This is a genomic window from Roseateles sp. GW821-FHT09G03 (genome assembly GCF_059416045.1).
Genome location: NZ_JBWKOK010000013.1, coordinates 57845 through 83088, shown reverse-complemented (window position 1 = coordinate 83088; position 25244 = coordinate 57845). Strand labels below are relative to the sequence as shown.

General features: G+C 69.5%; 21 protein-coding genes. 14 read left to right on the top strand and 7 right to left on the bottom strand.

Features of this window, described 5'->3' with window-relative positions; genetic code table 11:
* Positions 1-21: 21 nt before the first annotated feature.
* Both AC07OZ_RS29175 and AC07OZ_RS29170 read right to left on the bottom strand, forming a co-directional pair.
* Positions 22-1875, bottom strand: a complete 1854-nt coding sequence (locus tag AC07OZ_RS29175) for an ATP-binding protein (RefSeq protein ID WP_495470518.1) — start codon at positions 1873-1875, stop codon at positions 22-24.
* Positions 1876-2112: 237 nt separating this feature from the next.
* Positions 2113-2844 (bottom strand): pseudouridine synthase, encoded by a 732-nt coding sequence (locus AC07OZ_RS29170; RefSeq protein WP_495470524.1) that lies wholly within the window; start codon positions 2842-2844, stop codon positions 2113-2115.
* 197 nt (positions 2845-3041) lie between these two features.
* On the opposite strand from AC07OZ_RS29170, the gene AC07OZ_RS29165 reads away from it, so the two are divergent.
* Positions 3042-3932, top strand: coding sequence for a hypothetical protein (locus tag AC07OZ_RS29165; protein ID WP_495470517.1), 891 nt, complete (start codon positions 3042-3044; stop codon positions 3930-3932).
* 58 nt (positions 3933-3990) lie between these two features.
* Here the strand turns inward: AC07OZ_RS29165 and AC07OZ_RS29160 are convergent, their stop codons facing one another.
* From AC07OZ_RS29160 to AC07OZ_RS29145, 4 genes are read right to left on the bottom strand one after another with little or no spacing between them, the layout of a single operon-like run.
* Positions 3991-5004 (bottom strand): P1 family peptidase, encoded by a 1014-nt coding sequence (locus tag AC07OZ_RS29160; protein WP_495470516.1) that lies wholly within the window; start codon positions 5002-5004, stop codon positions 3991-3993.
* Between the two features lie 8 nt (positions 5005-5012).
* The gene (locus AC07OZ_RS29155) at positions 5013-5576 is read right to left on the bottom strand and encodes a DUF3617 domain-containing protein (protein WP_495470515.1); all 564 of its coding nucleotides are present in this window, start codon (positions 5574-5576) and stop codon (positions 5013-5015) included.
* 52 nt (positions 5577-5628) lie between these two features.
* The gene (locus AC07OZ_RS29150; protein ID WP_495470514.1) at positions 5629-6750 is read right to left on the bottom strand and encodes an acyl-CoA dehydrogenase family protein; all 1122 of its coding nucleotides are present in this window, start codon (positions 6748-6750) and stop codon (positions 5629-5631) included.
* Positions 6751-6765: 15 nt separating this feature from the next.
* Positions 6766-7944, bottom strand: coding sequence for an acyl-CoA dehydrogenase family protein (locus tag AC07OZ_RS29145; RefSeq protein WP_495470513.1), 1179 nt, complete (start codon positions 7942-7944; stop codon positions 6766-6768).
* A gap of 178 nt (positions 7945-8122) precedes the next feature.
* On the opposite strand from AC07OZ_RS29145, the gene AC07OZ_RS29140 reads away from it, so the two are divergent.
* The 6 genes from AC07OZ_RS29140 (at position 8123) to AC07OZ_RS29115 (ending at position 14750) form a co-directional block, all read left to right on the top strand.
* Complete coding sequence (locus AC07OZ_RS29140) at positions 8123-9184, top strand: isoaspartyl peptidase/L-asparaginase family protein (RefSeq protein ID WP_495470512.1); 1062 nt, start codon at positions 8123-8125, stop codon at positions 9182-9184.
* A gap of 34 nt (positions 9185-9218) precedes the next feature.
* Complete coding sequence (locus tag AC07OZ_RS29135; RefSeq protein WP_495470511.1) at positions 9219-10127, top strand: DMT family transporter; 909 nt, start codon at positions 9219-9221, stop codon at positions 10125-10127.
* A complete protein-coding gene (locus AC07OZ_RS29130) occupies positions 10124-11230 on the top strand; it encodes an enoyl-CoA hydratase/isomerase family protein (protein ID WP_495470510.1) in 1107 nt (368 codons plus the stop codon). The genes AC07OZ_RS29135 and AC07OZ_RS29130 overlap by 4 nt, the downstream gene beginning before the upstream one ends.
* A gap of 327 nt (positions 11231-11557) precedes the next feature.
* Positions 11558-13558: a TonB-dependent receptor gene (locus AC07OZ_RS29125; RefSeq protein ID WP_495470509.1), complete on the top strand. Its 2001-nt coding sequence runs from the start codon at positions 11558-11560 to the stop codon at positions 13556-13558.
* A 176-nt stretch (positions 13559-13734) separates the two neighbouring features.
* Entirely contained in the window at positions 13735-14367 is a 633-nt protein-coding gene (locus tag AC07OZ_RS29120; RefSeq protein ID WP_495470508.1) for a hypothetical protein, read from the top strand.
* A complete protein-coding gene (locus AC07OZ_RS29115) occupies positions 14364-14750 on the top strand; it encodes a hypothetical protein (RefSeq protein ID WP_495470507.1) in 387 nt (128 codons plus the stop codon). The genes AC07OZ_RS29120 and AC07OZ_RS29115 overlap by 4 nt, the downstream gene beginning before the upstream one ends.
* Positions 14751-14816: 66 nt before the next feature.
* Here AC07OZ_RS29115 and AC07OZ_RS29110 read toward each other — a convergent pair whose 3' ends face one another.
* Positions 14817-15485 carry a PEP-CTERM sorting domain-containing protein gene (locus AC07OZ_RS29110; protein ID WP_495470506.1) on the bottom strand — a complete coding sequence of 223 codons (669 nt, stop codon included), beginning with the start codon at positions 15483-15485 and terminating at the stop codon, positions 14817-14819.
* Positions 15486-15777: 292 nt separating this feature from the next.
* Between AC07OZ_RS29110 and AC07OZ_RS29105 the strand changes: the two genes are divergently transcribed.
* From AC07OZ_RS29105 to AC07OZ_RS29075, 7 genes are all read left to right on the top strand, one after another.
* Complete coding sequence (locus AC07OZ_RS29105; RefSeq protein ID WP_495470505.1) at positions 15778-18030, top strand: hypothetical protein; 2253 nt, start codon at positions 15778-15780, stop codon at positions 18028-18030.
* Between the two features lie 83 nt (positions 18031-18113).
* The gene (locus tag AC07OZ_RS29100; RefSeq protein ID WP_495470504.1) at positions 18114-19070 is read left to right on the top strand and encodes a peptidyl-prolyl cis-trans isomerase; all 957 of its coding nucleotides are present in this window, start codon (positions 18114-18116) and stop codon (positions 19068-19070) included.
* An 8-nt stretch (positions 19071-19078) separates the two neighbouring features.
* Positions 19079-20110 carry a HupE/UreJ family protein gene (locus AC07OZ_RS29095; RefSeq protein WP_495470503.1) on the top strand — a complete coding sequence of 344 codons (1032 nt, stop codon included), beginning with the start codon at positions 19079-19081 and terminating at the stop codon, positions 20108-20110.
* Positions 20111-20120: 10 nt separating this feature from the next.
* Positions 20121-20750 (top strand): putative 2OG-Fe(II) oxygenase, encoded by a 630-nt coding sequence (locus AC07OZ_RS29090; RefSeq protein ID WP_495470502.1) that lies wholly within the window; start codon positions 20121-20123, stop codon positions 20748-20750.
* Positions 20747-23590 carry a fused MFS/spermidine synthase gene (locus tag AC07OZ_RS29085; RefSeq protein WP_495470501.1) on the top strand — a complete coding sequence of 948 codons (2844 nt, stop codon included), beginning with the start codon at positions 20747-20749 and terminating at the stop codon, positions 23588-23590. Before AC07OZ_RS29090 ends, AC07OZ_RS29085 begins: the two co-directional genes overlap by 4 nt.
* A gap of 156 nt (positions 23591-23746) precedes the next feature.
* Positions 23747-24817, top strand: coding sequence for a hypothetical protein (locus AC07OZ_RS29080; protein WP_495470500.1), 1071 nt, complete (start codon positions 23747-23749; stop codon positions 24815-24817).
* Positions 24798-25199 carry a hypothetical protein gene (locus AC07OZ_RS29075; protein WP_495470499.1) on the top strand — a complete coding sequence of 134 codons (402 nt, stop codon included), beginning with the start codon at positions 24798-24800 and terminating at the stop codon, positions 25197-25199. Before AC07OZ_RS29080 ends, AC07OZ_RS29075 begins: the two co-directional genes overlap by 20 nt.
* Positions 25200-25244 lie beyond the last annotated feature (45 nt).

The following is a 25244-nucleotide window of genomic DNA, read 5'->3' as shown; positions in this document are numbered from 1 at the left end:
ATCCGGGCGGATCCGGGTGGATCAGGCCGCCGCCGCGGCCGCCGAGCCGGGGCTTGCCGCGCCGGGCAGGTGTTGCGCGACGACGTCCAGCAGCTCGTCCATCTCGAACGGCTTGACCAGGTGGCCGTCCATGCCGCTGGCCAGGCAGCGGGCGCGGTCGTCCTCGACGGTGCTGGCGGTCAGCGCCACCACGGGCGTGCGCGGCAGCAGCCGGCGCGCCTCCTCTTGCCGCCACGCGATGGTGGCGGCATAGCCGTCGAGTTCGGGCATGTGGCAGTCCATCAGGACGAGGTCGAAGCGCTGCGCGCGCAACAGCTCGAGCGCCTCGCGGCCATGACCGGCCGGCACGACGCTCAGTCCGCAGCGTTCCAGCATCGTCGTGGCGACCAGCAGGTTGACCGGGCTGTCGTCCACCAGCAGCACGCGGCCCGCCAGTTGCGGCAGCGGCTTCGGCGGCACGCCGGCGGACGGCGCGCGCGCCGGGGCGGCCTCGGCCGCGCAAGTCTGCAGCGGCAGCGTGAACTCGAACACCGAGCCCTGGCCCGGCGCCGACGCGCAGCGCAGGTCGCCGCCCATCGCCCGGGCGATCTCGCGGGAGATCGTCAGCCCCAGCCCGGCGCCGTCCCGGCGGGCCCGGTCGCTGCCGGGACGGCCCGCCTGCTCGAAGGGCGCGAAGATGCGTTCGAGCTGGTCCGCGGGAATCCCGTCGCCGGTGTCCCGGACCGCGAAGTGCAGCAGCGTGCCGGCGCGCATGTCCAGCACCGGCGAGACCTCGAGCGCGACGCGGCCGTGATCGGTGAACTTGATCGCGTTGCCCACCAGGTTGTGCAGCACCTGCTGGATGCGCGAGGCGTCGCCCATCGCGCGGGCGGGGAGCTGCGGCGCGACGCTCAAGCTGAAGTCCAGTCCCTTGGCCCGCGCGGACTCGCCCAGCAGCCGGGCGACGTCGCCGGCGACCTCGCGGATGTCGAAGGGCCGGGCCTCGACGACCAGCTTGCCGGACTCGATGCGCGCCAGGTCCAGGATGTCGTTGACCAGCGTCAGCAGATGCCGGCCGGAACGGCGCACGATCTCGACCTGCTCGCGCTGCTGCGCGCTGAGGTCGCCGCGCTCCAGCAGCTGGGTCATGCCGATGATGCCGTTGAGCGGCGTGCGGATCTCGTGGCTCATCACCGCGACGAAGCGGCTCTTGCTGCTGCTCGTTTCCTCCGCGGCGTTGAGCGCCAGCCGGCGCTGCTCGGCCAGGCGGGCCTGCTCGAAGCGCAGGCGCAGCAGTTCCAGCGTGCCGGCCTCGATGCGGCGGGATTCCAGCACCGTCAGCAGCCAGAACATGCCCAGGCCGCCGACGCTCAGCCAGCCAGTCACGCCGCCCTGCAGCGCGAGCCGGATCGCCAGCGGCGCGATCACCAGCGAGGCGAACAGCGCCTGCCCGCGCGCCCAGTGGCCCAGCGACACCATCGTGAACGCGACCAGGCCGACCAGCGTCGTCATGACCGCGCCGTCGATCTCCGGCAGGTTGGGGGTGGCGAAGAGCGCACCGATCACGCCCCAGGCCAGGCCGTCCAGTCCCAGCCCGGCCAGGTAGCGCCGTTCCTCGCGCGGCGAGGCGCGCTCCTGCAGCGGCAGGGCGAGGAAGCGCCGGGCCTGGACCGTGCGCCACAGCGAGATGATCCAGCGCGCGCCCAGCCAGCCGAGCAGGTCCACGACGGGCAGGTGCGGCCACAGCAGCACGACCGGCAGCAGGGCGAACAGCGCGCCGACGGCCGCCGGCATGGCCACGCGGGCCTGCAGGCTGCTCAGCCGCTCGGCCCGGACCTGGATCGCCACGCTGGGGGCGGCGTTGTCCTCGTGATGTTCGATGTCTGAGATTCCCATACGACCCGGTCGGCGAGGTGTCCGACCGATGCGGCTCCTGCTGCTGGAGCCGCCCAATGGCGGCGTTCTTGTAGCGGCGTTCCGGTGGCGCGTTTCTACCCAAGGATGGTGACAAATGATCTCGGGGACTTCCCGAAAGACCGGTGTCGTCCACTGACGCGGGATCATGAACCGGTTGTCCGACTTTCTCCGGACCCGCCTTGCGGGCCCTGCTCACGCCGATGCGCCCCGGGAGGCTCAGGCCGGGTCCGGCTCCGACATCGCCAGCTCACGCTGAGCGTCGTCCAGCCACATCCAGCCGCCTTCCTTCAGGTCGGCCGGCAGTTCCAGCGCGCCGATGCGCTGCCGGTGCAGGCTCAGCACCCGGTTGCCGACCGCGGCCACCATCCGCTTGGCCTGGTGGTAGCGGCCCTCGGTGAGGGCCATTTGCAGGCGGCCGTCCGGCAGCCGCTCCGCGGAGACCGCGCGCACCGGTTCCTCGGCGAGTTTCGGGTTGCGCTCCTCCAGCAGCACGCCTTCCACGAGCTTGCGCAGCTGCGCGTCGTCCACCTCGGCCTTGCAGACCGCCTGGTAGAGCTTGGGGACGTGGTACTTCGGGCTGGTCAGCTTGTGCTGCAGCGGACCGTCGTCGGTCAGCAGCAGCAGGCCGGTGGTGTCCTCGTCGAGGCGGCCGACGGGCTGGATGTCGCGGTTGCGTACCGGCTCGGGCAGCAGCGAGAACACGCTCGGGTGATGGCTCGGCTTGCGCGAGCATTCGTAGCCGGCCGGCTTGTACAGCAGGATCAGCGCCTTCTCGTGGTGGGGCCAGGTCTGGCCCTCCACCTCGAAGACGAGGCCGGCGGTGTCGAAGGTCTGGTTCGGATCGTCGACGACCGTGCCGCCGATCGACACCAGCCCATGATGGATCAGCGCGGCGCAATGCCGGCGCGTGCCGAAGCCCTGGCTGAACAGGATCTGGGCGATCGCCACGGGTTTGGCGGGCTTGTTGGCAGGCTTGTCAGCGGGCTTGTCGGAGGGGGCGGAACTCGAGGTCATGGGGAGGAATTGTCGCTGCGCGGAGGAATGTGTTCAGGAATTGAGCGATATCAAGGTTGGACGTTCGCCTGCGAGATGGATGGGGGCGTGGGGGGCACCCATGCGGCACCTCCGAACTGATGCCCACCGCCATGCCTTCCATCGTTCCAGTCACTTCCAGATCCATCACCGGGCAGATCGAACGCGACGCCGAGGCCGGCGATCACATCGAGGGCACGCGGCTCCACGATGAGTTGGGTGTCTGGACCTCGCAGCTGCCGCGCTGCTCCCCCGCGCCGGCGGGTTCGCGCACGCCCGCGCATCTCAACGACGAGACGCTGCTGGGCGAGGGGCTGCCCCACGCCAGCCGCCTGCGCGACGGCCCCGTGCTGATGGCGTCGCCGACCGTCCAGGAGGCGCTGCGTTTCGCCCAGGCCTGCGTGAAGCACCGGATCGGCTGGGTGGTGGATCTGCGGTCGTCGAACGACCAACAGTCGGCCCACGCGAGTCCCCTCGATGGTGGGGAGTCGGCCTTTGTCGATGAGGACGGGCGCGCGCGCTTTGCACGGAAGGGACGCGAGACACGGTTGAGCGGGGTGGGGCCGGGCGCGGCCGAAGACCACGTCCGCAAGCTCGAGTTCAGCCTGCAGCCCAGCCGGAAAATGCCGGCAACGGCGGGCCAGGCGCCGCGCGAGCTGTCGCAATCCCTGGACTGGATCCGGGTGCCCGTGGAAAACGGAAGCCCCATTTCGCCCCAGCGATTGCTCGACACCAGCGTGCATCTGGCCCGCACGGCGTCCGCGGCGCACGTGGCGTTCCAGTGCGCGCAGGGGCAGCATGTCGGCGCCACGTTCGCGGCGGCCCACGCCTTGCTGGAGTGGCATCGGCGCTCCCCGATCTCCGCGGATGAACTGCGCGATGTCGTGCTGGACGAATGCCTGAGCATCCGCCGCGATCGCGGCCCGGAGCTTTTCCGGCCAGAGGACCTCGCGTCGCTGATGGCCTTTGGCCGCCTGATGTTGGCAGCGAGGGATCTGCCATGACCGACGTCGAGTCCGGCACGGGGCGCGGAGATGGAAGCCAGGGCGCCTGGTCGCCCCGTCAGCCCGACTGAGACGGCGGCCGGATCGCGTCCACGATCGCACGCGAGACGACTTCCGCCGCGACCGCGCCCAGCAGCGTCATGTCGCCGTCGATGTCGGCGGTGCCGGTGGCGAGCGCGAACATCACGTCCCCATCCATCACCGTGTGAACGGGATGGATTGCCCGTGCCAGGCCGTCGTGCGCGATCTGCGCGAGCTTGGTGGCCTGCGCCTTCGTCAGGCGAGCATCGGTCGCGATGACGCCGATCGTCGTGGCGGATCCCTGCAGCGCGCCGCCGGGGCGCTCGCCGTCGAGCAACGCCTGGACCGTCGAACGTGGCCGGCCGTCCGCGCCGCGCGAGCCCGCAAGCACCTCGCCGCCGCGCGGGTCCACCACGTCGCCCACCGCGTTCACCGCCACCATCGCCGACAGGGTCATGCCGCCGATGCGGACAGTCGCCATGCCGAGTCCGCCCGGCATCGAGCGCTCGACGCCCAGCAGCTTGCCGACGGTCGCGCCCGTCCCGGCGCCGACGCGTCCGCGCGAGCGCTCGTCGGCCGAGGCCGCCTCGCAGGCGGCGCGTCCGGCCGCCGCATCGGGCGCGGTTTGCGCGCTGTGCAGCCAGAGATCGAAGAGCACCGCCGCCGGCACGATCGGCACGCGCACCTGACCGACCCGGAAGCCATGCCCGCGCTCCGCGAGCCAGCGCATCACACCGTCCGCGGCGGCCAGTCCGAACGCGCTGCCGCCGGTCAGCAGGATCGCGTGGACCTGCTGCACGGTGTTCTCGGGACGGAGCAGTTCGAGGTCGCGCGTGCCCGGCGCCGCGCCGCGCACGTCGACGCCCGCGGTCGCGCCGGCCTCGCAGAGCACGACGCTGCAACCGGTGGGCACGGACGGATGCGTGAAGTGACCGACCTTCAGGCCGGCCACGTCGCAGAGGGCGCCCGCGTCCGCACGTCCATCGGGCGCGGTCCTGCTCGGCGCAGCGCTCAAGGGCTCGTTCAAGGGCTCGCTGGAGGGGGCGCTCAAGGGATCGTTCAAGGCTTGGCGCCTTGCGGCTTCAACGCGCCGCAGTCGCTGCCCAGGTAACGGGCTTCGCCGGTGGAGCGCAGCACTTCCGTCTTGCCGTCGCGCTGCGCGCGGATCTCGCTCTTCGTCGTGTAGTGGTCCGGGCCGAGGAAGGTGATCTCGTTGGTCCCTTCCGAGGCCGGGTTGGTGCAGCGGAAATTCACCAGCATCGTGTCGCCGGTGCGCTTGCTGTCGTGCGTGCACTTGCCGTCGGTGCGGGGCATCGCGGCACGGTCGGCCTGTTCCTTCGTGACACAGGATTTGAGCGTCAGCTCGCCGCCCTGGAAGTTCATGCTGACGCCGTGCTGCGACATCATCGATTCCATCTGCTTGCGCTGCTCGGGCGGCAGCGCCGCCATCTGCTTCTGCATATGCTCCATCTGCGCCTGGCGCTGCGGATCGAGCTGGGGCTTCTGCTTGATCTCCCACAACCCGGGCTTGAAGTCCTGGGCGGAGGCGGTCATCGCGGCCGCCGCGAGCAGCAGGCCGGCGATCAGGGAGGATGGCGCGAAAGAGGAGGGCGCAAACGACATGGCGGGCTCCCTCGCCGCGAGGGCGGCGAGCTCCCGCCAGTTTATGCCCGCGTCAGGCGAAGACGCCGGCCGTGTCCTGCATGCGCGCACTGACCTCGCCCAGGTGGTGCAGCGAGTCGCCGTACTGCATCTCCATGACGGCCAGGCGCTTGAAGTAGTGGCTGCCGATGTACTCGTCGGTCACGCCGATGCCGCCGTGCAACTGCGTGCACTGCTGGCCGACGAAACGCATCGACTGCCCCAGCTGCACCTTGGCCTGCGAGATCGCGCGGCGGCGCGCGTCCGCCGGCTCGTTCAGCTTGAGCGTGGCGAAGTAGCTCATCGAGCGCGCCAGCTCCAGCTGCATCTTGACGTCGGCCATGCGGTGGCGCAGCGCCTGGAAGCTCGCGATCGCGACGCCGAACTGCTTGCGCGTGTTCAGGTATTCAGCCGTCAGCGCGACGAAGCGGTCCATCACGCCGACCGCCTCCGCCGCCTGCGCCGCGATGGCGATGTCGACGGCGTGTTCCAGCACCGCGAGCCCGCGGTCCGGACCGACCAGCAAGGTGGCGGGCGTGTCCTGGAGCGTGAGTTCGGCCGCGCGCGACCCGTCGTGCAGCGAATAGCCGCGCAGCGCGACACCGGTCGCGTCCTTCGCGACGAGGTACAGCGCGATGTTCGCGCCGGCGCCTCCGGCGCAGGCCGGCACGATGAACGCATCGGCCGCATCGCCTGCGGGGACCACGCTCTTCGCGCCGGTCAGCCGGTGGTCGGCGGTCGCGAGCGTGTCGCACACGTCGAGCCGGTAGCGCGCCTTGCGTTCCTGATGCGCGAGCACGACCAGCGCCTCGCCGCCCGCGATGCGCGGCAGCCATTCGCTTTGCACGTCGTCACCAGCATGCGCGAGCACGGCCGGCGCGACCAGTCCGCCTTGGGCATACGGCTCCATCACCAGGCCGCGGCCCAGTTCCTCCATGACCACCATCGCCTCGGCCGGGCCGAAGCCCAGGCCGCCGTGGGCCTCGGGCACCGCCAGGGCGGTCAGGCCCAGGCCGGCCAGCGCGTTCCACGCGTCGCGCGAGAAGCCCCCCGCCTTGACGATCGCGCGGCGCTGCTCGAAGCCGTAGTCCTTGTCGACGTAGCGCCGCACCGCGTCGCGCAGCGAGTTCTGGTCTTCGGTGAAATCGAAATCCATGTCGTGTCTCCTGCCTCAGCCCAGAACGGTCTGGGCGACGATGTTGCGCTGGACCTCGTTGGACCCGCCGTAGATCGTCGTCTTGCGATAGTTGAAGTAGTGGCTCGCGAGCGGCGCGCAGTGGGCCGCGCCGACCTGGTCGCCCTGCCAGCCGGCCTCCATCGCTTCCTGGATGAAAGGCGTCGAATACGGCCCGGCGGCCAGCATCATGAGCTCGGTGTAGCGCTGCTGGATCTCGCTGCCGCGGATCTTCAGCAGGCCGGCGACGTCCAGCGACTGCTTGCCGCTGGACTCGGCCGACAGCACGCGCAGCACCATCATCTCGAGCGCGACGATGTCCACCTCCAGCAGCGCGATCTGGTCGCGGAAGCGCGGGTCCTCGTAGACGCCCTCGGCCTTGGCGATGCGCTTCAAGCGCTCCAGCTCGCGCTTGCCGCGGTTGACGTCGGCGATGTTGGTGCGCTCGTGCGCGAGCAGGTACTTGGCGTAGGTCCAGCCCTTGTTCTCCTCGCCGACGAGGTTCTCCGCCGGGACCACGACGTCGTCGAAGAAGACCTCGTTCACCTCGTGTTCGCCGTCCAGCATGGTGATCGGCCGCACGGTCACGCCCGGCGACTTCATGTCGATCAGCAGGAAGGAGATGCCGGCCTGCGGCTTGACGCTCGTGTCGGTGCGCACCAGGCAGAAGATCCAGTCGCCGTACTGGCCCAGCGTGGTCCAGGTCTTCTGGCCGTTGACGACGTAGGTGTCGCCGCGGCGCTCGGCGCGCGTCTTGACCGAGGCCAGGTCCGAGCCCGAGCCCGGCTCGCTGTAGCCCTGGCTCCACCAGACGTCGCCGCTCATGATGCCGGGGAGGTGGCGCTCCTGCTGTTCGCGCGAGCCGAAGGCCATGATCACCGGCGCCACCATCACCGGCCCGAAGGGCACCACGCGCGGCGCGCCGGCCAGCGCGCATTCCTCTTCGAACAGGTGGCGCTGCACGGCGTTCCAGCCCGGGCCGCCGAACTGCTTGGGCCAGGCCCAGCCGTGCCAGCCCTGCTTGCCCAGGAGGCGCGCCCAGCGCTGCAGGTCGTCCTTGTTCAGGCGCAGCGCGTTGTGCACCTTGTGGCTGATGTCCTTCGGCAGATGCTCGGCCACCCACTGGCGGATGTCGGCCCGGAAGGCCTGCTCTTCGGGGGTGAAGTTGAGGTCCATGCTGGTGTGTCTCCTGCGGTCCTGGATGTCTTGCCCGGCGCTTGTGTCGCGCCTGTCGGGGGAACTGCGGCGGGTTTTAGCACGAGCGTTCGCTTTTTTCCTGTCCCGACCGGGACAAGCCCAGGGGCATCCCGGGGGCGGGGGAGAATGCGCGGCTTCCGGGCTCCGAAGATCCGCCATGACCGCCTCGCTCCCGACCGCACTCCCGGCCACGCTCCCGACCTTGTTCGCGACGTCCCTGCCGCGGCCCGTGCTCGCCATTCACGGCGGCGCGGGCACGATCCGCCGCGCCAGCATGAGCGCGGACATGGAAGCGCGCTACCGCGCCGCGCTGGCGGAGATCCTGGCCGACGGCGCGTCGCGGCTCGCGCGCGGCGACGCGGCCATGGACGTGGCGGTGGAGGCGGTGCGCCAGCTCGAGGAGTGCGAGCTCTTCAACGCCGGCAAGGGCGCGGTGTACACGGCGGACCAGCGGCATGAGCTCGACGCCAGCGTGATGGACGGGCGCGATCGCAGCGCCGGCGCGGTGGCCGGTGTGACGCGGGTGCGCAATCCGGTGCTGGCGGCGCGGGCGGTGATGGCGCACAGCGGCCACGTGCTGCTGATCGGCACGGCAGCGGACAGCTTCGCGTTCGAGCAGGGTCTGGAGCGCGTGGCGCCGGACTGGTTCGGCACGCCGCAGCGGCTCGCGCAACTGGAGCAGGCGAGGGCATCTGCCTCCGGTCAGGTGCTGGATCACGACGGGCAGCAGGCGGTCACCGATGCCAGCGCGACCGGCGGGCCTGGCGGGACCGCCGAGGGGCCCATCGATGAGCAGACCAAGTTCGGCACCGTCGGCGCGGTGGTGCGTGACGCGGCGGGCCACCTCGCCGCGGCGACCTCCACGGGCGGGATGACCAACAAGCGGCCGGGCCGCGTCGGCGATTCGCCGATCCTGGGAGCGGGCTGCTACGCGGACGACCGCAGCGTCGCGGTCTCCTGCACGGGCACCGGCGAAGCCTTCATCCGCGTCGCCGCGGCCCACGAGGTCGGCGCGCTGATGCGCATCGGCGGCCTGCCGCTGGCCGAGGCCTGCGCCCGGGTGGTCTTCGACGAACTGCCGACGGTGGGCGGCGATGGCGGCCTGATCGCCGTCGACGCGCTGGGCAATGTCTGGCTCGGCTTCAACACCGAGGGCATGTACCGCGGCTGGGTCGAGGCCGGCGGCGTGCCCGTGGTCGGCGTCTACAAGAACGAATGAGGACGGACAGGACCGGATGAGATCGACCGAGGCCATGAGCCACCGCGCCGCCGTCTTCCTGATGCTGCTGGTCACGCTGCTGTGGAGCACGGCCGGCGCGGTGTCGCGCCACCTGGACTCGGCGCGCGGCTTCGAGGTGACCTTCTGGCGCAGCGCGTTCAATGCGCTGGCGCTGACGGTCCTGCTGCCGCTGCTGCGCGGCGCGGACTACTGGCGGCACGCGCTGCCGCGCCTGCGCCGCTCCCCGGCGGTGCTGGGGTCCGGCTTGTGCTGGGCCGTGATGTACACGGCCTTCATGCTGGCGCTGACGATGACCGGCGTGGCCAACGTGCTGGTGACGATGGCGCTGGGGCCGCTGCTGACGGCGCTGTTCGCCCGGGTCTTCCTGCACCAGCGTCTGGCCGCGCGGACCTGGATCGCGATCTGGGTCGCGAGCGCCGGCATCGCCTGGATGTTCGCGAGCGAGATGAGCGCCGGTGACACCGCGTGGCTGGGCATGAGCGTCGCGCTGGCGGTCCCGATCGCGGCGGCCAGCAACTGGACGCTGCTGCAGGCGCGCGCCGGCGACGGCGAGACCGACCTGCTGCCCGCCGTCTGGCTGGGCGCGCTGCTGTCGGCGTTCGCGACGCTGCCGCTGGCCTGGCCGTTCGCGGCCTCGGGCCGGGACCTCCTGCTGCTCGCCGGCCTGGGCGTGTTCCAACTGGCGCTGCCCTGCCTGATCGTCGTCCGGCTGACGCGGGTGCTGCCGGCGGCGGAGGTGGCGCTGCTCGGCCTGATGGAGGTGCTGCTGGGCGTGCTGTGGGCCTGGCTGCTGGCGGATGAGGCGCCGTCGCCGGCGGCGCTGCTCGGCGGTGTTATGGTGCTGGCCGCATTGATTGGCAATGAGCTGCTGGCCGCGTGGCGCCGCCCGGCAGCTTCCACGAGTGGAGAAATGTCGCTGTGATTCCGTCGCTGCAATCCGAAGGGCAGGTCCTGGCCGAGGTCAACGGCTGCCTGGGCCTGATCACCTTGAACCGTCCGCAGGCACTGAACGCGCTGTCGCTGGCCATGATCCGCGACATGACCGCGCTGCTGACCGCGTGGGCCCGGGATCCCGCCATCCAGGCCGTCGCCCTGATCGGCGCGGGGCGCGAGGGCAAACCCGCGGCGTTCTGCGCCGGCGGCGACATCCGCTTCTTCCACCAGGCCGCGCTCGCCGGCGACGATGCGCTGGACGCGTTCTTCACCGAGGAATACGCGCTCAACCACCTCATCCACCAGTTCCCCAAGCCTTGCATCGCGCTGATGGACGGCGTCGTGATGGGCGGCGGCATGGGCATCAGCCAGGGCGCGCGGCTGCGCGTGCTGACGGAGCATTCCAAGCTGGCGATGCCCGAGACCAACATCGGCCTGTTCCCGGACGTCGGCGGCGGCTACTTCCTGTCGCGTTGCCCGGGGCACAGCGGCGAGTGGCTGGCGCTGACCGGCCAGGTCATCGGCGCGGGCGACGCGATCGAGCTCGGCCTGGGCGACGTCTTCGTCCGCAGCAGCGAGCTGCCCGCGATCGTCGAGGGCCTGCGGACCGGCGTGCAGGACAGCGCCGAACACGTGGTCGCGACGGTGATGGAGCGCGTCGACCTGGCGCCGGTCGCCGAGCACTGGAACTCGCGTGCGCTGATCAACAGGCACTTCTCGGCGGCCTCGGTGCCGGCGCTGTTCGCCTCGCTCGAGGCGGATGCCGATCCCTGGGCGCAGCACATGCTGGCGACGCTGAAGCAGCGCTCGCCGTTGATGATGGCCGTCACGCTGGAGCAGATCCGGCGCGCCGGCGCGATGAGCCTGGCCGACGACCTGCGCATGGAGCGCGACTTGGTGCATCACTGCTTCCACCTGCGGCCCGGCGCGGCCAGCGAGACGGTCGAGGGCGTGCGCGCGCTGGCCGTCGACAAGGACCACGCGCCGAAGTGGAACCCGGCCCGCGTCGAGGACGTGACGCGCGCCGATGTCGAGGCCTTCTTCCGGAGCCCCTGGTCGGCCGCCGAGCATCCGCTGCGCGGGCTCGACTGATTGGCGGTTCACGGACCGCCCCCGTTGTCCCTCGTGGGAGTGACGGGCAACACCCGACCCCGCGTTTTCAGAGAACCTTCACGGCATCCCCCTAGAGTCGCCGCACTCCGCACCTTCCGTGCGGAGTGATCTCGGAGCGACGGACGGATGACGATCAGGCGAGGGCCCAGGGCCGCGAACAGGGCGCGCATCGGCGCGGTGGTGTTGGCGGTCTGCGGCCCCGCGTGTGCCCAGATTTCAGGGAGCGTCGGCGTCCCGGAAGCCAAGGGATCTGCCGCGACACAGGACGCGACCGCGAAGCCCATCCAGATCGCCAAGGCGGAGCCCGTGACGCTCGATCGCGTCGAGCTCAGCGGCCGCCACTACGACAACGCCATCGGCACGACGGACGCCGCCTCGCAAGGCGCCGTGCGGGCCGAGCTGCTGAAGAGCCGCCCGGCGCTGCGACCGGGCGAGGTCCTCGAGTTCGTCCCGGGACTGATCGTCACGCAGCACAGCGGGGACGGGAAGGCCAACCAGTACTTCCTGCGCGGCTTCAACCTCGACCACGGCACCGACTTCGCGACGACGGTCATGGGGCTGCCGGTCAACCTGCCCAGCCACGCGCATGGGCAGGGGTACTCGGACCTCAACTTCCTGATCCCCGAGCTGGTCGAGCGCATCGACTACCGCAAGGGGCCGTACTTCGCCGGCAATGGCGACTTCGCGGCGGCGGGATCGGCGGACATCGGCTACTACCGCCGGCTCGACGATCCGTTCGTCGCGCTGACGCTGGGGGAGGGCCAGTACCGGCGCGGCCTGGCGGCAGGGTCGACCGATGTCGGCGGCGGCATGCAGCTGCTCGGCGCCGTGGAGGCCATGCGCAATGACGGTCCATGGAAGTTGCCCGAGGACCTGAACCGTCGCAACCTCGTGCTGAGCCTGTCGGGCGGCACGGGCGGCCCACGGGGGACGGACGGCGATCGTTGGCGCATCGGGCTGATGGACTACCGCGCGGACTGGACGTCGACGGACCAGATCCCGCAGCGCCTGATCGACGCGGGCACCCTCGACGGCCGTCCGTTCGGCCGCTTCGATGCCATCGACCCGAGCGACGGCGGGGACACGCGCCGCAGCAGCCTCTCCGCCGAATGGCAGCGGGAGGCGGACGGCACGACCACGCGCCTGGCGGCCTACGCGATGGCCTACAAGCTCGCGCTGTACTCGAACTTCACCTACGCGATGGAACGTCCCGACGTGGGCGACCAGTTCGCGCAGAAGGATGACCGCAAGGTCTACGGCATGAGCGGCAGTCACGCGTTCGATCACCTGCTCGGCGGCTTGCCGGCGCGCTCGGAGTTCGGCTTCCAGGTGCGCCAGGACCGGGCGCGCGTGGGACTGTTCAACACGGTGGCACGCGCGGTCGTCGATCCGGAGACCGACACGACGCGCGACGACGACGTGCGCGAGACGATGTCCGGCGTCTACGGCCAGACCAGCGTCGAGCTCGCGCCGTGGGCGCGTTCGGTGCTGGGCGTGCGCGCGGACCAGGGGCGCTTCCGCGTGGACCACCGTGCGGGGGAGGGCAACTCGGGCAGCGCGCGCGACACGCTGGTGTCGCCGAAGTTCTCGTTGGTGCTGGGCCCGTGGGCCAAGACGGAGTTCTTCGTCAACGCCGGCCGCGGCTTCCACAGCAACGATGCGCGCGGCGTGACCAGCGCGCTCGATCCGGCGCAGGGCCTGGTGAAGGCCAAGGGCTACGAGCTCGGTCTGCGCAGCGAGATCGTGCCGGGTCTGCAGAGCTCGGTGGCGTTGTGGAAGCTGGACTTCGATTCGGAGCTGGTCTACGTCGGCGACGCTGGCGCGACCGAGGCCAACCGGCCGAGCAAGCGCCGTGGCATCGAGTGGAACAACCGCTACGTGCCGCTGCCCTGGCTGCTGATCGACGCGGACCTCGCGTGGACGCATGCGCGCTTCTCCGACGCGGACCCGGCGGGCAATCGCATTCCGAATGCGGTCGACAAGGTGGCCTCGATGGGTGTGACGGTGCGCGAGCTCGGGCCGTGGTCGGCGAGCCTGCAATGGCGCTACCTCGGCAGCGGCGCGCTGATCGAGGACAACAGCGTCCGCTCGCATTCGTCGCTGACGACCAACCTGCGCGTGAGCCGGCGCTTCGGCACGAAGACCGAACTGACGCTGGACGTCTTCAATCTCTTAGCCCGCAAGGTCAACGACATCGAGTATTTCTACGAGTCGCAGCTGCCCGGCGAGGCCGCGCCGGTTGCCGATCGCCACGTCCATCCCGCCGAACCGCGCACCTTGCGCGTCACGCTGCGCCGCAGCTTCTGATGCGGCGCCGAATCAATGACCTCTTCTGCGTAGACGCAGGGGGACTGACCTACTTCAATCAACGCCCCCCATCAGAACGCCCTTCGGAGGGAATCGACAAACGCCTCTTCGCTCCGACACTGCATGCATCCGAGCCCTGAGTTCGATGGTTGTTGAAGTAGTGATGGAGAGACGCAATGGGGTTTGCAGAAGTGGAATATGACCTGGAGATGGAGCCGGAGGACGACTCGCTTGAGGAGCGCGTCACCGAGCCGGTGACGGATTCCGGTATCCCAGCGAAGCCGGTGGACCGGACGCCGGTTTTGGCAGATGAGGATTGGATGCGTGGCCTGGCCCCGCTGCTGAGGGTCTTGCGCGATCCGGAGACGATGTTCGGTGCATCGTCCGATCGCAGGCCGGAGCCGCGCCGGCCTGTTGATTGGGAGGCTACACCTCACCAGATTCAGGATTGCTTCGAGTACTGGGAGGCAAGTTGCTCGGACGTGCTGCTCCATCTGATGATGGCCGCCGACCTGCTGCGTGAATGTGCAGTGAAGATCTGTCGCGGCGAGGTGCAGATCACGATCCTTGAGCACGAAGATCTCTCGCCAAGCATCTTCATGGAACTGAGCATCGATGCGAGCTCGATGCAGGCTATGAGGCTCACGCATGAGTTGGATCGCCGCGCCTTCGACATGGAGCTGGCTTGTGACGGCTTCGTGTTCTGCTTCATGGACGGTGAAGGCGGTGATGACGACGAACCGGAGGGGAACGCGGTCCCCGTCTTCGCCTCGTTGAACTCTGCGATGCGAGAGGAAGAATGCGCATGACCACGAAACCTGAAGATCTGAAGTCGGTTGCGGAAGCGCTGTCCATCCAAGAAATCGAGGCGTGGCAGCGTTCTGCCATTTCGCGGGCGTACTACGCCAGCTTTCATCGATGCCTGGAGTGGGAATCTGGGCTACCGAAGAGGGCGTCCGTCAATCGACAGAAGGGTGGTGAGCACCAGCAGTTGCTCAATCGTTTGAGGAAGCCAAACGCCAACTGTTCCGAAAAGGAGAAGCAGCTCTCGATCAAGCTTCACAGTCTGCTACGGTCACAGCGAGAACGACGGGTCAAGGCGGATTACAGGATTGATGAGGATGTGAGCCGCAAGGAGATGCGACGGCAGCTTGCGGACGCGCGACAACTGTTCCGCGCTTGCGGCGACTGACCGCGATCAATGCGCCTCCCGGCGCATTGATCGTCGTTGCGGGGCCGGCAGGGCCCCGGCGGAGATTTACTTCGGCTGCTTGCGACGCGCCACGAACCCGACGGCCGCGAGGCCGGCCAGCATCAGCGCGTAGGTGCCCGGCTCCGGCACCGCCGAGAGGGCGATGTTGTCGATGGCCCCATTCAGGCCGCCGCTGAACACCAGCGAACGCCCCACGCCGGCGAAGCTCACCGACGCCAGGTCGAAGTGGCAGTACGACGAATCCGAGCAGCCCAGCTGCGCGTTGTTGGCCAGCGAGAACGAGCCCAGGATCGAGCCCGTGCCGTTCAGGCCGCTGTAGATCGTGACGGCACCGGCCAGCGCGCTCGCCGACGAATAGAACAGCGAGACCTCGCCGGTGAAGCCCTTGGCGACGTTCATGAAACCGGTCTCGCCCATGTTGTTGAACATCACGCCGCCCATCGTCGGGGCGTTGCTGAAGTAGTTGCCGCTCGGGCTGTCGGCCAGACCGTCGTTGGCCAGGCCCAGGATCGAGCCGCTGAACGACACGCCCAGGTTGGCGCCGCTGGCGCCGGCGCCGTCGGTGCCGCCGTTGTAGTAGTCGGCGACCGAGGCGAAGCTCGTCGGACCGTCGAAGTCGATCCAGGTGTTGGCGGCGCGGGCCGGGGCCGCGGACAGGGCGAGGGCCGACAGCGCGGCCACGGACATCAGGACGGTGGAAGCAGCACGCTTCATGGGAGTTCTCCGGTGGGGGTCAGGGGTTGCCTCCCGCATGCAGACCTTGACGACCGGTCGGATCGGGCATGCACGTCGGGACGCTTCGGCCGCGAGTCTCGAATCCGTCCAAGGCAGTCGCGTGACGGAAGTCTCATTCCACGGGTTTCCCGCGTCCCTGGTTTCAGGGGACGCGATTCCGGGACCTGCCACGGCGCTGTCACGGCTCGGTCAAGCCGGCTTTCTACGCTCCGCGTGACTTTTTCCTCACCTGATCCTCACCTTGTCCTCGCGGACACCTGGAGCACCCACCATGCGCTTCCCCTTCGCCCGACGCGACGTCGCCCTCGCCGCGCTCGCCGCCCTCGGCTCCCTCTCGCTGAGCACCGTCCCCGCGCCGGCCGCCGCCGCGGGCAAGACCCCCGGCCGCTACGTCAGCGGCGACTTCCACAACCACACCACCTGCTCGGACGGCTCGATCTCGATGCAGAAGCTGGTGAAGAAGGCCACCGACAAGCAGGACACCCCCTGGGGCCTGGACTGGTTCGTCCAGGCCGGCCACGGCGGCAACGGCAACCGCAACTGCACGCTGGTGGAGGACGCCTCGCTGTCCACGCCGTCCTATCCCTTCGTCGCCGGCCAGGGCCCGACGACGACCTGGACCGCCAGCATCGGCGCGGCCGCGATCAAAGGCGACGGCGGCGGCACCGGCGGCAACGGCAACATGTGGCGCTGGCAGTCGATCCAGGAGTTCCAGTACCCGCTGCTGGAGTACCTGTCGATCGCCAAGAACCAGCCGCTGTTCATCGGCATGGAATCGGTCGTCGCCGGCCATGAGCACACCTCGATGTCCATCGTGACGGGCCAGATGCCCAATGGCATCGACACCACGACCCTGCCCGCCAGCGGCAGCTTCTCCGCGCTCGGCAACGCCGACGCGCTGGCGCAGTGGTCCTACTGCTTCGACCGCGGCGACACCGACCGCAGCCGCGGCAACGTCACCGGCTCCAACGTGGGCAACAACTGGAACTGCGCGGTCCCGGGCAGCAACAGCCAGGCCGACGTGAGCTGGAACGCGCAAGCCCAGAAGCTGCTGCCCGCCGGCGGCGCCGGCACCGGCACGCGCGGCCACCTGAAGACGGTCGAGGCGCTGAAGTGGATGGCCCAGTACCACCCCAACGCCAGCTACTACGTGCCGGCCCACCTGGAGCGCGCCGGCCCGTTCTACGCCGACGGCAACCAGGGCTTCAACGTCGAGCACCTGCGCAACTTCAACAACGCGGCCCCGGGCATCGCCTTCGGCTTCGAGTCGCAGCCGGGTCACGGCGCCTCGGCCAACCGCGGCGAATACCAGGTCAACCGCAACACCTTCGGCAGCGAGCGGGTCGACTCGGTCGGCGGCACGACCTTCGGCGGCACCGGCGTGTACGCGGGCGTGGTCGGCGGCGTGTGGGACGCGCTGCTCGGCGAGGGCCGCAACTTCTGGTTCTTCGCCAGCTCCGACTGGCACAACCGCGGCAGCTTCGGTCCTGACGACCGCCGCTCGACGCAGGACTTCTACCCCGGCGAATACCAGCGCACCTACGCGATGGTCCGCAACGGCGCCGACAAGCTGCGCCCGCAGGCCATCGTCAACGGCCTGCGCTCGGGCAACGCCTGGTCGACGACCGGCCAGCTGATCGACCGTCTGGCCGTGGTCGTCTGCGCGTCGTACGCCGGTCCGGGCGCGCGCAGCAGCGCGTCGGTCGAGCAGCTCGCGCTGAACGCCGCCACCGGCAACACCGACACCGACGTGACCGGCTGCGCCACGATGGGCGAGAAGCTGGTGGTGCGTCCCGGCGCCGAGCTCGTCGTCGCCGTCGCGGTCCGCGACCCGGCGGGCACGAACTACTCGCCTTACAGCTTCCCGAACCCGTCGCTGAAGCAGGTCAACATCGAGCAGCCGCTCAACCAGCCGGTGCTGGACCACATCGACCTGATCCGCGGTCTGGTCAGCGGCTACCGCGCGCCGGGCTCGGCCGACTACGCCGGCGAATGGCCGCGCAACACCAACTGGCTGCGCACCGACGGCACGACCACCGGCCTGGCCAGCGTTCCCGCCGCGGCGAAGAACACGACGGCCTCGGTCATCCGCACCTTCAACGACGCCGGCGCGTCGCCGTGGGTCAAGGTGATCTCGGGTGCGGACAGCACGCAGTTCCTGAAGATGAGCTACCGCATCCCGGCGGTGACGGCCTCGCAGTACGTGCGTCTGCGTGGCTCCAACCTGCCGGCGTCGGTGCCCTTCGAGACCGACGGCAGCGGCAACCCGCTGGCCGACCTGTACACCAACGCCAACGACTCGACCAAGCTGCGCATCGCCTGCACGACGGTGGGCACCAACGTCCCGGCCAACGGCGCGACCTACACCGGCACGACGATCGACGGCTGCCCGAACCACCTGCCGACCGTCGGCGGCGTGAAGTACGTGGCGTACGACGTGGCGGCCTGGTCGGACCTCTGGTTCTACAGCAACCCGGTCTACATCGAAGTGTCGGGTTCGACGCAAGTGGCGGGTGTGAAGTAAACCAGCCGCACTGACCCCCTCGGCGCCGCGCGTTTCGACGCGCGGCGCATTTCCATTTCTGAAGTGATCCGATTGCCATGTCGATGACGATGCCTCCTGCGACCGAAGCGCGCGCCGCCTCCACTTCCTCCTCGTCCTCCAAGGGCGGCTGGCCCGCGTGGACGCGCGAGCCGCTGCTGCACTTCCTGCTGCTCGGCGGCGTGCTGTTCGGCGTGGACCACGTGATGGTCAGCCGCGCGGACGATCCGATGCGGATCGTCGTCGGCCCCGAGGTCGACGCCGAGGCGACGCAGGTCTTTACTGCCTCGCGCGGCCGGGCGCCGGATGCGAAGGAACTGGCCGCGCTGCGCCAGGTCTGGCTGGACAACGAGGTGCTGTACCGCGAAGGCCTGGCACTGCAGCTCGACAAGGGCGACACGGCGATCCGGGAGCGCGTGATCTTCAAGTCACTCAGCATGATCGACGCCGGCGTGAAGCTGCCGCCGGCCGACGACGCGCATCTGCGGGGCTGGTTCGAATCGCACCGCGAGAAGTACGACGATCCCGCGCGCTTCGACTTCGAGGAAGCGGTGCTGGCCGGCGACGCCGATGAGGCGGCCTTGCGCGCCTTCGTCGCGAAGCTCAACGGCGGCACGCCGGGCAGCGCGTCGGGCAGTGCGTCGGGCGATACCGGCGCGGGCCTGCGTGTCTTCAAGGGCCGGCCGCATGCCAACCTCGTGCAGAGCTACGGCGCGGATTTCGCGAAGGCGATCGAGTCGTCGACGGTCGGCGAATGGCGCGTGTTCCGCACCGTGGAGGGCGGCAACCCGGCCTGGCGCGCGATGCGGCTGGTGTCGACGACGCCGGCGAGGCCCGGTGACTTCAACGTGCTGCGCGGTGTGGTGCTGCAGGACTGGACCGACGCGACGCTGTCCGAGCAACGCAGTGCTGCGGTCCTCGCGTTGAGCCGCAAGTACACGATCCGCCGCGAAGGCGCCGCGCCAACGGCACCGGCCTCGAAGACCGCGTCCGCCGTCGCCGCCGGAGGCGAATCGAAATGAGCCGCTGGATGCGAAGACTCCTCGGCCTGCTGATGGCGGCGTTCGCGCTGGCGGGCGGCAGCGCGCGGGCGCACGAGATGAGCATGGCCGAGATGCAGGTGCGCGAGACCGCGCCCGGCGAGTTCATCTGGCAATGGACGGCAAGCGAGAAACGCGCCGCCGACGAGGTGCTCGCGCCGGCGTGGCCCGAGGGCTGCGCGGCGGAAGGCTTGACCCTGCGCTGCGGCAAGTCGGGCCTGACGGGCACGCTGACGATGGAGGGCGTCGGCCGGCAGTACTCGGCGGCGCTGGTGAAGGTGTTCTGGATCGACGGACAGACCAGCGTCTACACACTGACGGCGGGCCAGCCGTCGGTGCAGCTGTTCGGCTCGGCGCAGGACAAGCGCGGCATGGGCGAGATCGCCCGCGCGTACACGCTGCTCGGCGTGGAGCACATCCTGGCGGGCATCGACCACCTGATGTTCGTGATCGGGCTGCTGTTCCTGGTGGGCTTCCGGCGCCAGCTGCTGTGGACGATCACCGCGTTCACGGCGGCGCACAGCCTGACCCTGGGCATGAGTGCGCTGGGCTGGCTGCAGCTGCGCCCGCCGCCGGTGGAGGCCACGATCGCGCTGTCCATCGTGCTGGTCGCCTGCGAGGCGCTGAAACCATCACGTCGCGGACATGACGGCACAGGCGGCAGGGCCACGAGCAACGGCAACGGCAACGGCAACGGTGACGGCAACGACGGCGGTGCTGAGACGTTGGCGCGCCGTTGGCCGGCGCTGGTGGCCTTCCTGTTCGGGCTGGTCCATGGCCTGGGTTTCGCCGGTGCGCTGCGCGAGATCGGACTGCCGGAGAACCACCTGCTGGTCGCGCTGCTGACCTTCAACGTCGGCGTCGAGATCGGCCAGCTGATGACGGTCGGCGCGTGTTGGGCGCTGTGGCGGGTGTCGCGCCGGTGGCCGTGGACAGGTCGGCTGCGCACGGCGCTGCTGTACCTGATCGGCTCCGCGGCGGCGTACTGGTCGTGGCTGCGCATCGCGGCGATCGCCGGGTGAGGGCGCGACGATGGCCACCTCTGAAACTTTCAGCCTGTTCCCCACGCCTGTGATGCGGGTCCCGGGCGCCTTGCCACCCATGCTGGTGGCGGCGCTCGTGGCCCACTTCAGCGCGGAGGCGGTGCGGGACAACAACAGCTCGGCGAAGCTGGTGCACACGCGGATGCTCCAGCCGGGCGACAACCCCTTGCTGGTCGATGTCGCGGCGCTGCTGGCGGGGCCGTTGTCGGAATTCGGCGCGCTGCTCTTCGGCGAGCGCATGGCCTGGGGCGTCAAGGAACTGTGGGTCAACGTGATGGCGCACGGCGGCCATCAGGCGATGCACAACCATGCCAACAGCTTCGCCTCGGGCATCGTGTACCTGACGGGCACGAACGACTCGTCGCGGACCGTGTTCATGAAGTCGCCGGGCGGGACCGATTTCAGCTTCAAGAACGACCACCCCGGCATGGTCGCGGGACCGTTCAACGCGGAGAAGTGGATCAGCCCGTCGCCGTCGCCCGGGGACCTGGTGCTGTTCCCGAGCTACCTGATGCACGCGGTGCCGCCGAACGACGGGCAGACGCGCATCAGCCTCGCGTTCAACGCGATCCCGGCGCGGCTGAACTCGTGGGGCTACACGGTCGGGTTCAGCGGATGACGGTGTCGACGACGCCGACCGTCGTCGAGGCCGCCACGACGGCGTCGCGGAATCGCGCACGCGGCGCCGCGCTGGCGCTGATGGGATTCTCGGGTTTCGCGGGGCTCGGCTACCAGATGGTCTGGACGCAGCAATGCGCGCTGTGGCTCGGATTCGAGGCGGCGGCCGTGCTGGCCGTGATCACGGCGTTCTTCGGCGGGCTCGCGCTGGGTGCGATCGCCTTCGGTGGACGGATCGAGCGATCGACGTCGCCGTTGCGCTGGTACGTCGCCTGCGAGGCCGCGATCGGCCTGTGGGGGCTGACGCTGATCGTGCTGATGCAACCCGTGGGGGATGCCGTCGAGCACTGGATCGGCGCGGAACCCGCCGCGTGGTGGCAATGGACGGTGACCTTCGGCGCGAGCTTCCTGTTGCTATTGCCCGCGACTTCCGCGATGGGGGCGACGCTCCCGGCGATCGAGCGGATCCTGAGCGCTGGCGCCGACGCTGCGGCCGACCCGACCTCCGACCTCGAGGTCAGCGGGACAAATCGTTCGATCGCGGGGCTATACGCCGCCAACACGCTCGGCGCCGTGCTCGGCGTGCTGCTCGCGACGTTCTGGCTGGTGCCGGCCTTCGGGCTCGCGGCGACGGCCGCCGTCTGCGTGGGGATGAATGTCCTGTGCACGATCGGCGCGTGGAAGTGGCTCCACGCCGGGCGGCCGAGCGCGGCCCTGCACGATGCATGGAGGCTCCCGTCCGGGACCTCCACGCACCGTTCCGGTCCCGCCAGCGCTCGCTGGCCTCGGGCCCTGGCCTTGACGCTGCTCGCGGTCAGCGGCCTGCTGGGCATCGGGTACGAGGTCGTCGTCGTGCGCGTGCTCAGTCAACTCAACGAGGACACCGTCTACACCTTCGCGCTGCTGCTGGCGGTGTACCTGGTCGGCACGTCCATCGGCGCCGCAGGCTATCAACGTTGGCTGCGACGAGGGGAGGCGGACCGGCTCTCCCTGCTGCTGCCGGGCATCCTCGGCGCGACCTGTCTGCTCGGCCTCGCCGCGTTGTGGACGGCGCCCGCGCTGAAGGGCGGCGCCGTCGATGTCCTCGGCACGGGCTTCGCGGCGGCGCTCGGCGCCGAGGCGCTGCTCGCCGTGGTCGCCTTCGGCCTGCCCACGCTCGCGATGGGCGCCTGGTTCAGCCATCTCAGCGCGCAGGCGATGGGGCAGGGCGTCGCTTTCGGGCGTGCGCTCGCGGTGAATACGCTCGGTGCGGCGATGGCGGCACCGCTGTTCGGCGTCGTCATCGCGCCATGGTTCGGACCGAAGGCCGCCTTGCTGCTGATCGCCGGCGGCTACCTGGCCGCCACGTTGGCCGGATCGCAGGCACGCCGGCGACCAGGGAGCGCGCCGGGCGCGGCGTCCGGCCAGGTGTCCAGCCCCGCGTCCATGGCGTTCACGGCGGTCCCGGCGATCGCGGTCCTGGTGCTGGTGTTGGCGGCCGTCTTCGGCGCACCGCTCGCATTCGTCGATGTGCCGGACGGCGCACGTCTGGTCAGCTACGCCGAGGGCAGCATGGCCGCGGTCAGCGTCGTCGAGGACGGCGCGGGCGTCTCGCGGCTGCGCATCAACAACCGCCAGCAGGAGGGCAGCAGCGCGAGCCTGTTCGTCGATGGCCGACAGGCCTTGCTGCCCGTGCTGATGCATCCGGCGCCGCGTCGCGCGTTGTTCCTGGGACTGGGGACCGGCGCGACCTCCGGCGTCGCGGCGCAGGATCCGTCGCTGCAGGTCGACGCGGTCGAGCTGCTGTCCGAGGTGATCGAGGCGTCGCCGCATTTCACGCGGGCGCTGGGGCTGGAAGGCGCGATGCCGCGCCTCGTCGCGGCGGACGCGCGGCGCTTCGTGCGTGCGACCGAGACGCGCTACGACGTGATCGTGTCGGACAACTTCCATCCGGCGCGCAGCGGATCCGGCGCGCTCTATACCCGCGAGCACTTCGCCGCCGTGCGCGAGCGCCTGGCGCCGAACGGGCTGTTCTGTCAGTGGCTGCCGCTGCACCAGCTCGACCTCGACAGCCTGCGCAGCGTCACGCGCGCCTTCCTGGCGGTGTACCCCGATGCGATCGCGGTGCTGGCCGCCAACAGCCTGGAGACACCGGTGATCGGGCTTGTGGGCCGGCGCGATGCGGATGGCCCGCGGACGTCGACGGGGACGCCGTCGGCGGCAGCAGCAGCAGCAGCAGCAGCAGCAGCAGCAGCATCGACATCGACATCGACATTGGCGTCCTGGCACGCGCGTGTCGAAGGGGCGACCGCGCGGCGCGATGGCCGGACCTCGGCCGATTTCGGACTGGACGACGAATTCGCGCTGCTCGGTGGCGTCGTCGCGGGACCCCGATCGCTCGCTGCCTTCGCGGGTCAGGTGCCGATGAATACGGACGATCGTCCGATCGTCGCGTACCTCGCGCCGCGTCTCGTGTATGCGCCAGCATCGACGCCGAAGGAGCGGCTGTTCGAGTTCCTGCATCAGGCGAGCGCGTCGCCGACGGACATCGGCTTGCAGTCGCCGGACGAAGCGCGTCGCCTCGTCGCGTACTGGCAGGCGCGCGATCGATTCCTCGAGGCCGGGCGCACAGCGCGTCCTGTCGGCGATGCTGCAGCGATGCTCGCGCAAGTGGGTGAGCCATTGCTCGAGGCCGTGCGTTTGAGTCCGGATTTCCGGCCCGCCTACGACCCGTTGCTGCAGATGGCCGTGGCGCTGGCGCCGCGCGATGCGGCGACGGCCCGGCGCGTGCTCACCGCGCTGCGCGACGCGCAGCCCGCGCGCATCGAGGCCGCGCAGGCATTGCGAGCAATGGGGCCGTGAGCGACGCAATGGCCCTCATGTGTATGTGCAGGGGGACTCACCTACTCGAAGTGATTTCCCCCATCGATTCGCCCTTCGAGGGGAATCGACAAGCGCGCTTCTGATTCGACACTGCATGCCTTTCCGGGTCGTGGACTCGGATGCAGGAGTGGCTTGATGACGATGAATGTGCAGTGGGAGCGGGCGAGCAATCTGGTGATGCGTCTGCCCCCGGTAGGCCCGAGGCCCGTGGCCGAGTTTGATGAGGTCGTGGCGCTGTTGGCTGAGCCGACTGCGTTGTTCGGCCCGACGTCAGACGTGTGCGACGCCACCTGCGCCGGTCGATCGGCGAGCAGGAACTGGTCTCGGATCGCGGAGGATCTCCGCGTGTTGCTGAATCGATATCACCTCCGTCATTCGCATGCGATCCAGATGTTGCAGGTGGCGGCGCAGGTGCTTGTCGAGCATTCTTTGAAGCTCTGCAATTGTCCTCCGCGAGTGACGATGTCGCCACTTGGACTCGCTGCGCCGTCGATGCGCTATGAGTTGCAGATCGATGCGCCCGAACCTGTCGCGCGCGACGTCACGGAGGCGTATCTGGCGCGCTTGACCGCGATGGATCTCCAGATCGAAGGGGTGCGGATCTCGTTCAAGGGAAACGGGGAGGGCGGTCAGCGAGACATGGCCGTGCTGGAACGTGCGAAGCGGGTGGTGGCGAGTCTTCCGCCATTGGCGCCGAGGCCTCAAGTCAACTGTGCCGATCTGGCCGCGGTCCTTCTGGAGCCAAGCTCATTGTTCGGAGAGCCAAACGCGTCCAAGCGAATCACCACCGACGAAGGGGCCTTGCTCGACGCAGAAACGCTGGCCGAAGTGCTGAATCAGATCACGTGCGCCCACAACCTGGCGTGCTCGACGATCATGGAGGTCCTGCAGATGGCGGCCGCCTTGGCGCAGGAGCGGTCGATGCGCATCTGCGACGGCCAGAGTTTCAAGATCCAGATCTCGGATTTCGAGGATGAGGAACTCAGGCTGCGGTACATCCTGCGCCTCGACGCGACCAGTGATGTCGCCTATGAACTAGATGATGAATTGCTCTGGCAGCTGTGCGAGCTCGACACTGGCCACAGCGGCTTCGACTTTTCCTTTTCTGGTGAGTGGACGCGGAAGGATCGCCAATGCTCGCGCGATGTCCCGGACCACCAGGAGCCGATCGAGGAGGGCGCACGAGATGCCAGTGTCCTGCCGTGAGCTCTTGAGGCAGGCCAAGGAGCTGGAGGCGTCTCCCGAGGCTCATCACCGCCTGCTTGCCGGCCGCGCCTACTACGCCTGCTATCACCGGTGCCAAGACTGGGAGAAGACATTGCCGCACTTGGGCAGCGTCCGGCCGGAAACGAAGGGGGTGCATCAGGAGCTCATCGACCGTCTGCGGCGACCTCACAAGAGTTGTTCCCCGGACCAGGTGAAGCGGTCGAAATGGTTGGGAGCACGGCTCATCGAATTGCGCAACTTGCGCGCACGCGCGGATTACCAGCTTGAGGATGAACTTACAGAGGACGAAGCGGAATCGCAGGTGGAAATGGCTGAAGCCGTCTTCAATCGATGCGACTGGGACCGCAGTCAGCCGCGCTGAGTGCGGAGGACCTTTGCAGTTGCGTGGCGCGTCGGCAAGTCCTGA